Origin of the sequence: Citrobacter sp. wls827 (assembly GCF_005280875.1) — a bacterium.
Taxonomy (GTDB): Bacteria; Pseudomonadota; Gammaproteobacteria; order Enterobacterales; family Enterobacteriaceae; genus Citrobacter; species Citrobacter youngae.
In genome coordinates, this window is record NZ_SZWR01000025.1 from 1 (window position 1) to 5,464 (window position 5,464).

8 protein-coding genes are annotated in these 5,464 nt (G+C 49.9%); all 8 read left to right on the forward strand.

Going from position 1 to position 5,464, the window contains the following annotated elements; genetic code table 11:
• The first annotated feature begins 137 nt into the window (after positions 1-137).
• Positions 138-860 carry a transcriptional regulator gene (locus FDX03_RS21105; protein ID WP_003023643.1) on the forward strand — a complete coding sequence of 241 codons (723 nt, stop codon included), beginning with the start codon at positions 138-140 and terminating at the stop codon, positions 858-860.
• A complete protein-coding gene (gene tusD, locus FDX03_RS21110; protein ID WP_005121677.1) occupies positions 860-1,246 on the forward strand; it encodes a sulfurtransferase complex subunit TusD in 387 nt (128 codons plus the stop codon). The genes FDX03_RS21105 and tusD overlap by 1 nt, the downstream gene beginning before the upstream one ends.
• Positions 1,246-1,605, forward strand: a complete 360-nt coding sequence (gene tusC / locus FDX03_RS21115; protein WP_048213526.1) for a sulfurtransferase complex subunit TusC — start codon at positions 1,246-1,248, stop codon at positions 1,603-1,605. The genes tusD and tusC overlap by 1 nt, the downstream gene beginning before the upstream one ends.
• A gap of 7 nt (positions 1,606-1,612) precedes the next feature.
• Positions 1,613-1,900: a sulfurtransferase complex subunit TusB gene (gene tusB, locus FDX03_RS21120; RefSeq protein ID WP_003023651.1), complete on the forward strand. Its 288-nt coding sequence runs from the start codon at positions 1,613-1,615 to the stop codon at positions 1,898-1,900.
• Positions 1,901-2,025: 125 nt separating this feature from the next.
• Positions 2,026-2,400 carry a 30S ribosomal protein S12 gene (gene rpsL / locus FDX03_RS21125; protein WP_003023654.1) on the forward strand — a complete coding sequence of 125 codons (375 nt, stop codon included), beginning with the start codon at positions 2,026-2,028 and terminating at the stop codon, positions 2,398-2,400.
• Positions 2,401-2,495: 95 nt separating this feature from the next.
• The gene (gene rpsG, locus FDX03_RS21130) at positions 2,496-2,966 is read left to right on the forward strand and encodes a 30S ribosomal protein S7 (protein ID WP_003023657.1); all 471 of its coding nucleotides are present in this window, start codon (positions 2,496-2,498) and stop codon (positions 2,964-2,966) included.
• A 96-nt stretch (positions 2,967-3,062) separates the two neighbouring features.
• Positions 3,063-5,177 (forward strand): elongation factor G, encoded by a 2,115-nt coding sequence (gene fusA, locus FDX03_RS21135; protein WP_003023659.1) that lies wholly within the window; start codon positions 3,063-3,065, stop codon positions 5,175-5,177.
• 69 nt (positions 5,178-5,246) lie between these two features.
• A partial coding sequence (locus tag FDX03_RS21140) for a GTP-binding protein (RefSeq protein ID WP_000031664.1) occupies positions 5,247-5,464 on the forward strand: 218 nt, incomplete at its 3' end.

The following is a 5,464-nucleotide window of genomic DNA, read 5'->3' on the forward strand; positions in this document are numbered from 1 at the left end:
GGTTTTTTATTATCGACAGGATATAATTAATACTGGAAAGCGCCTTGTGCGCTGTATTACTTTAGATGCCCCTATAATAGTGATGAGCCTGCCCTGACAACATAACGACAGGCTCCTGAAAAGGAGTGCTTTTTTTCATGTCCAGGTCGCTTTTAACCAACGAAACCAGTGAGCTAGATTTACTGGATCAACGTCCTTTCGATCAAACCGACTTCGATATCCTTAAATCCTATGAAGCGGTAGTGGACGGGTTGGCGATGCTCATTGGTTCCCATTGTGAAATCGTATTGCACTCTTTGCAGGATTTGAAATGCTCGGCCATTCGCATCGCTAACGGTGAACACACGGGCCGTAAAATTGGCTCGCCGATTACCGACCTTGCGTTGCGTATGCTGCATGATATGACGGGTGCGGATAGCAGCGTGTCGAAGTGTTATTTCACACGCGCGAAAAGCGGTGTCTTGATGAAGTCGGTGACGATTGCCATTCGCAACCGTGAGCATCGCGTGATTGGTCTGCTGTGCATCAACATGAACCTTGATGTTCCTTTCTCGCAGATAATGAATACCTTTATCCCACCGGAGACCCCGGAAGTGGGATCAGCCGTGAACTTCGCGTCCTCAGTCGAAGATCTGGTGACGCAGACGCTGGAGTTCACCATTGAAGAAGTGAACGCCGATCGTAATGTCTCCAACAATGCCAAGAATCGTCAGATTGTCCTGAACCTGTATGAGAAAGGGATCTTCGATATTAAAGATGCGATCAATCAGGTCGCCGATCGTTTGAACATCTCTAAGCACACGGTCTACCTCTATATTCGCCAGTTCAAAAGCGGTGATTTCCAGGGGCAAGATAAGTAATGCGTTTTGCCATCATGGTAACCGGGCCCGCCTACGGCACACAGCAAGCGAGTAGCGCATTGCAATTTGCGCATGCGCTACTCGAAGAAGGACACGAGTTGTGTAGCGTTTTCTTTTATCGTGAGGGCGTGTATAACGCGAACGTTCTGACATCGCCCGCCAGTGATGAATTTGATTTAGTTCGAGCCTGGCAAAAGCTTCACCAACAGCATGGTGTGGCGCTGAATATCTGTGTTGCGGCAGCCTTGCGGCGTGGTGTTGTTGATGAGACTGAAGCAACACGGCTAGGGTTGTCTGGTGCTAATTTACAATCAGGATTTACTCTCAGCGGTCTTGGATCGCTGGCTGAAGCATCCCTGACGTGCGATCGCGTGGTGCAGTTTTAATGAAACGTGTTGCCTTTGTTTTTTCTACTGTGCCGCACGGCAGCGCATCCGGCCGCGAAGGACTGGATGCATTACTGGCGACATCTGCATTAACGGAAGATCTCGGTGTGTTCTTTATCGGTGATGGTGTCTTCCAGATCCTCCAGGGGCAACAACCGGATGTCGTTCTGGCGCGAGACTATATTGCTACTTTCAAACTGTTAGGATTGTACGATATAGAACAATGCTGGCTTTGTGCGGCCTCATTGCGTGAGCGAGGCCTGGCAGAGGGGGCGAATTTTGTGGTTGATGCGACGGCGCTTGAACCGGAAGATTTACGCCGTGAGTTAGGCAACTTTGACGTCATTTTAAGGTTTTGAGACTCTCATGCTGCACACACTACATCGCTCCGCGTGGCTTACCGATTTCTCCTCTCTTCTTCGTCTGATTGATAAAGACGATGAACTTTTATTGCTCCAGGATGGCGTGACGGCAGCAATCGAAGGAAGCCGTTTCCTTGAAAGTCTGCAAAATGCCTCCATTAAGGTCTATGTACTGGAAGAAGACATTAAGGCTCGCGGGTTGAGTGGTCAAATTTCAGACAGTGTCGTCAGGGTTAGCTATACTGACTTCGTCAGACTTACGGTGAAGCATCCCAGCCAGATGTCCTGGTAATTGTGGGATCGTTGTATATTTCTTGACACCTTTTCGACACCGACCTAAAATTCTGCGTCCTCATATTGTATGAGGTCGTTTTATTACGTGTTTACGAAGCAAAAGCTAAAACCAGGAGCTATTTAATGGCAACAGTTAACCAGCTGGTACGCAAACCACGTGCACGCAAAGTTGCAAAAAGCAACGTGCCTGCGCTGGAAGCATGCCCGCAGAAACGTGGCGTATGTACTCGTGTATATACTACCACTCCTAAAAAACCGAACTCCGCACTGCGTAAAGTTTGCCGTGTTCGTCTGACTAACGGTTTTGAAGTGACTTCCTACATCGGTGGTGAAGGTCACAACCTGCAGGAGCACTCCGTGATCCTGATCCGTGGCGGTCGTGTAAAAGACCTCCCGGGTGTTCGTTACCACACCGTTCGTGGTGCGCTTGACTGCTCCGGCGTTAAAGACCGTAAGCAATCACGCTCCAAGTATGGCGTGAAACGTCCTAAGGCTTAATGGTTCTCCGTTAAGTAAGGCCAAACGTTTTATATTAATGTCAAACTAAACTCTTAGAGTTTTGGACAATCCTGAATTAACAACGGAGTATTTCCATGCCACGTCGTCGCGTCATTGGTCAGCGTAAAATTCTGCCGGATCCGAAGTTCGGATCAGAACTGCTGGCTAAATTTGTAAATATCCTGATGGTAGATGGTAAAAAATCTACTGCCGAAACTATCGTATACAGCGCGCTGGAGACCCTGGCTCAGCGTTCTGGTAAAAACGAACTGGAAGCTTTCGAAGTAGCTCTCGAAAACGTGCGCCCGACTGTCGAAGTTAAGTCTCGCCGCGTTGGTGGTTCTACTTATCAGGTACCAGTTGAAGTCCGTCCGGTCCGTCGTAATGCTCTGGCAATGCGTTGGATCGTTGAAGCTGCTCGTAAACGCGGTGATAAATCCATGGCTCTGCGCCTGGCGAACGAACTTTCTGATGCTGCAGAAAACAAAGGTACTGCAGTTAAGAAACGTGAAGACGTTCACCGTATGGCAGAAGCCAACAAGGCGTTCGCACACTACCGTTGGTAATCCCTTCGGAGTTTTAGTCACCAGGCGGGCGCTTCTAGTAAGCAGCCCGCTTTGGGCTACTTAAATTGAACGCCTAAAAGATAAACGAGGAATCAAATGGCTCGTACAACACCCATCGCGCGCTACCGTAACATCGGTATCAGTGCGCACATCGACGCCGGTAAAACCACTACTACCGAACGTATTCTGTTCTACACCGGTGTAAACCATAAAATCGGTGAAGTTCATGACGGCGCAGCCACCATGGACTGGATGGAGCAGGAGCAGGAGCGTGGTATTACTATCACCTCCGCAGCGACTACTGCATTCTGGTCTGGTATGGCTAAGCAGTACGAACCGCATCGCGTAAACATCATCGACACCCCGGGGCACGTTGACTTCACAATCGAAGTAGAACGTTCCATGCGTGTGCTTGATGGTGCAGTAATGGTTTACTGCGCAGTTGGTGGTGTTCAGCCTCAGTCTGAAACCGTATGGCGTCAGGCAAACAAATATAAAGTTCCGCGCATTGCGTTCGTTAACAAAATGGACCGTATGGGTGCGAACTTCCTGAAAGTTGTTGGTCAGATCAAAACCCGTCTGGGCGCGAACCCTGTTCCGCTGCAGCTGGCAATTGGCGCTGAAGAAGCGTTCACCGGTGTTGTTGACCTGGTGAAAATGAAAGCCATCAACTGGAACGAAGAAGATGCAGGCGTAACCTTCACTTATGAAGATATCCCGGCTGACATGCAGGAACTGGCTGAAGAATGGCACCAGAACCTGATCGAGTCCGCTGCGGAAGCTTCAGAAGAGCTGATGGAGAAATACCTGGGTGGTGAAGAACTGACTGAAGAAGAGATCAAAAAAGCTCTGCGTCAGCGTGTTCTGAACAACGAAATCATCCTGGTAACCTGTGGTTCTGCGTTCAAGAACAAAGGTGTTCAGGCGATGCTGGATGCGGTAATTGATTACCTGCCATCCCCAGTCGACGTACCTGCGATCAACGGTATTCTGGACGACGGTAAAGATACTCCTGCTGAGCGTCATGCTAGCGATGACGAGCCGTTTGCTGCTCTGGCATTCAAAATCGCTACCGACCCGTTCGTGGGTAACCTGACCTTCTTCCGCGTGTACTCTGGTGTGGTTAACTCCGGTGACACCATCCTGAACTCCGTGAAAACTGCACGTGAACGTTTCGGCCGTATCGTACAGATGCACGCTAACAAACGTGAAGAGATCAAAGAAGTTCGCGCGGGCGATATCGCTGCTGCTATCGGTCTGAAAGACGTGACCACTGGTGACACTCTGTGTGACCCGGATCACCCGATCATTCTGGAACGTATGGAATTCCCTGAGCCGGTAATTTCCATCGCGGTAGAACCGAAAACCAAAGCTGACCAGGAAAAAATGGGTCTGGCTCTGGGCCGTCTGGCTAAAGAAGACCCGTCATTCCGCGTATGGACTGACGAAGAATCTAACCAGACCATTATCGCTGGTATGGGTGAGCTGCACCTCGACATCATCGTTGACCGTATGAAGCGTGAATTCAACGTTGAAGCGAACGTCGGTAAACCTCAGGTTGCTTACCGTGAAGCGATTCGCGCGAAAGTTACCGATATCGAAGGTAAACACGCTAAGCAGTCTGGTGGTCGCGGTCAGTACGGTCATGTTGTTATCGACATGTACCCGCTGGAGCCGGGTTCAAACCCGAAAGGCTACGAGTTCATCAACGACATCAAAGGTGGTGTAATTCCTGGCGAATACATCCCGGCCGTTGATAAAGGCATCCAGGAACAGCTGAAATCTGGCCCGCTGGCTGGTTACCCGGTTGTTGATCTGGGCGTGCGTCTGCACTTCGGTTCTTACCATGACGTTGACTCCTCTGAGCTGGCGTTTAAACTGGCCGCTTCTATCGCCTTCAAAGATGGCTTTAAGAAAGCGAAACCAGTTCTGCTTGAGCCTATCATGAAGGTTGAAGTAGAGACTCCGGAAGAGAACACCGGTGACGTAATCGGTGACTTGAGCCGCCGTCGTGGTATGCTTCGTGGTCAGGAATCCAACGTCACTGGCGTTGTTATCCATGCTGAAGTTCCGCTGTCTGAAATGTTCGGATATGCAACCCAGCTGCGTTCTCTGACCAAAGGCCGTGCTTCTTACTCCATGGAGTTCCTGAAGTACGACGATGCGCCGAACAACGTTGCTCAGGCCGTTATTGAAGCCCGTGGTAAATAATCCACAGGATTAAAACCTAAGTCCCGTGCTCTCTCCATAGGGGAGAGCACTATAGTAAGGAATATAGCCGTGTCTAAAGAAAAATTTGAACGTACAAAACCGCACGTTAACGTCGGCACCATCGGCCACGTTGACCACGGTAAAACTACCCTGACCGCTGCAATCACTACCGTACTGGCTAAAACCTACGGCGGTGCTGCTCGTGCATTCGACCAGATCGATAACGCGCCGGAAGAAAAAGCTCGTGGTATCACCATCAACACTTCTCACGTTGAATATGACACCCC